The sequence below is a fragment of the Kitasatospora sp. NPDC004799 genome, assembly GCF_040609095.1.
GTDB lineage: Bacteria > Actinomycetota > Actinomycetes > Streptomycetales > Streptomycetaceae > Kitasatospora.
The window spans coordinates 1-1,675 of record NZ_JBEXJK010000760.1 but is presented as its reverse complement, the minus strand read 5'-3'; the positions used below and the strand labels follow the sequence as shown (position 1 = coordinate 1,675).

1 protein-coding gene is annotated in these 1,675 nt (G+C 76.6%); it reads right to left on the bottom strand.

Annotated features, from left to right (window positions below):
* Window positions 1-206: 206 nt before the first annotated feature.
* Window positions 207-1,454: an alpha/beta hydrolase gene (locus tag ABZW03_RS40585; RefSeq protein WP_355269863.1), complete on the bottom strand. Its 1,248-nt coding sequence runs from the start codon at window positions 1,452-1,454 to the stop codon at window positions 207-209.
* Window positions 1,455-1,675 lie beyond the last annotated feature (221 nt).

Below are 1,675 nucleotides of genomic sequence, written 5' to 3'. Positions count from 1 at the left end.
GAGCTGCTGCTCACCACCGGTATCAAGCTGGGCCGTACAGCGGCGCAGTTGCAGGCGTACGTGCACCGGCTGGCCGACGCGGGGGTGGTCGGGCTCGGGTTGGGGAAATTGGGGGGCGCTGCTCGTACGGTCCGTAGCGGCGATGTCTGTGGGGGTGTGTGGGGTGTGCAGGAAGTCGGCCCCGCCGACTTCCTGCGCAGGGCGGGTCAGGGGCTGGGGGTGAGGTGGTGGGTGAGGAAGTGGCGGACGGTGGTGTGGAGGAGGGGGAGGGCGGTGGTCGGGGGGAGAGGGCCGACGAGGGTGTCGCGGTGGGCGGGGGTCAGCAGGCCGGCGGACTGGAGCTGGGGGACCATCGCGGCGTAGTCGGTGAACGCCCAGTGGTTGACGGCGGGCACGCGGACGCGGCGCACCGGCCCCGGGGAGCGGGCGGCCAGGGCGGACCAGGAGCGGTCGAGTTCCTCCCGGTGGGGGAAGAGCTCGCTGCCGAGCAGGAGCAGCGGGCGGTCCGTGCCCTGCGCCGTGATCCGCAGCGGCTCGGGGTCGGCGCCCGGGGCGGTGGGCGGGTGGTCGAGGTAGCCCTCCAGGTTGACGGCGGCGCGCACCCGGCGGTCCTCGTGGAACACCTCGGTGGCCGCGCTCGCCCCCAGCGAGTGCCCGTACACCGCGAGGCGGCCGAGGTCGAGGGCGGCGGCGAGGCCCGGCGGCAGCGGCAGGTCGGCGGCGTGGTGGAGGCGGTCGAGGACGAAGTGCAGGTCGGCGACCCGGGTTTCGAGCAGGGTGCGCCACAGCGGCGGCTCGTCGCGCGGGTCGCCACGCAGGACGGTGGCGCGGACGGGATCGTCGCGAAACGCGGTGGTGCCCGGGAACTCCACCGCGAACGCGTCCCCCGGGTGGTCGACCAGGACCACCACCGCGCCGTGCGAGGCCAACTCCTCGGCCAGGCACGTCCCCAGACCGCGCGGGTCGCCGCCGCCCGGGCTGTGCACCAGCACCGGCCACCGCCCGGGACGCCCCCGCCGCACCGGCGCGTCGGGGCGGGAGTGGGTGAGCGTGGCGCGCCAGTCCACGCCCGCGGAGGGCAGCCCCAGCGGCGTGTTCGGGACGACCAGTCCGAAGCAGTCCGCGGCCCCGGGCGGCAGCTGCGGCGCGCGGGCGGCGGAGGAAGGGGCGGCCGGGTAGAGGAACGTCAACATCAGCTCCCGCACCGGCAGTTCGGGTGACAGCGGGTCGGGCCGCGAGGGGTCGGCCAGGTACACGCTGCGGCAGCCCACCGGGTACGGGCCCCTCGGCGCGGGCAGGGTCAGGACGGCGTCGCCCGGGGCCGCGGCGGCCGCGGGGCCCGGCAGCAGGAGGGCGGCGGGGGCCGCCAGCGCGGCCCGGGTGAAGGCGCGCCGGTCCAGGGTGAAGGAGGCGAGGGAGGCGAGGGAGGCGAGGCGGCTGAAGTCGCTGGTCATGGGGCCAGGTTCGGCCGTACGGCCCGGGGCGGGCGATCGTTTAGGTTGAGGGCTCAAGGATGGACGGCCGACGGGAGGGGGCACCGTGCTGCGGATCCACGTCACGCCCGAGGACCTGGCCCGCGTCACCCTGGCCCCGCGCCCGGCGCCGCTGCAGGAGCTCAACACCGCGCTGGCCACGATGTGCCGCGCCGACGCCGACCCGCTGCACGACCCCTGGC